The organism is Mesorhizobium sp. M4B.F.Ca.ET.089.01.1.1, from assembly GCF_004022605.1.
Taxonomy (GTDB): Bacteria; Pseudomonadota; Alphaproteobacteria; order Rhizobiales; family Rhizobiaceae; genus Mesorhizobium; species Mesorhizobium abyssinicae.
This window is the reverse complement of record NZ_RZOS01001177.1, coordinates 1-625: the sequence shown is the minus strand read 5'-3', so window position 1 is coordinate 625 and position 625 is coordinate 1. Positions and strand designations below refer to the sequence as shown.

Genomic DNA, 625 nt, shown 5'->3' with positions numbered 1-625 from the left:
AGTGCTCTCAGGCTCTCCTTCTTGTGCTCGCGCAGGTGATCCATGTTGAGGTAGCGGGTCGCCTCGAGCCAGTTCTCGTGGATCTCCACCGCCAATGCCCGAACCAGCCGCAAACAGCTCTGCGGGTTGGGGAAGATGCGAACGACCAGGGTGCGCCGCTTGATCTCCTGGTTTAGCCGCTCCAGCATGTTCGTCGACTTCATGTGCTTGTGATGCGGCAGCGGCAGCCGGTAGAAGCTCAGCGTCTCCTCGATGTTGTTCTCCACCCAATCCACCAGCTTCGGGTATTTTGCCTGCCATTTGGCGATCCACTGCGCCAGGTCGCGCTTGACCTCGGCTAGGTCGCGCCGGTCATAGAACCATCTGAGCTCCATCAGGCAGTCGTCATCGACCTTGCGCGGCACATAATCGAGCGCGTTTCTGAGGAAGTGCACGTAACAGCGCTGCCAGACTGCCTCAGGCAGGACTTCCCGGATCGCTGCCCTGAGCCCCGGATGGTCGTCGGAGACGACGAACTCCACGCCGGCAAGCCCGCGCTGCTTGAGCCCTGCCACGAACGCGCGCCAGCTCGAATGGCTTTCACGGTTGGCCAGCTCGACACCGAGCACCTGGCGCCGGCCCTCCC

General features: G+C 62.6%; 1 protein-coding gene. It reads right to left on the bottom strand.

The features are described 5' to 3' along the window. On the bottom strand, window positions 1–625 hold a 625-nt coding region (locus EN780_RS36665), incomplete at both ends, for an IS256 family transposase (protein WP_128276614.1).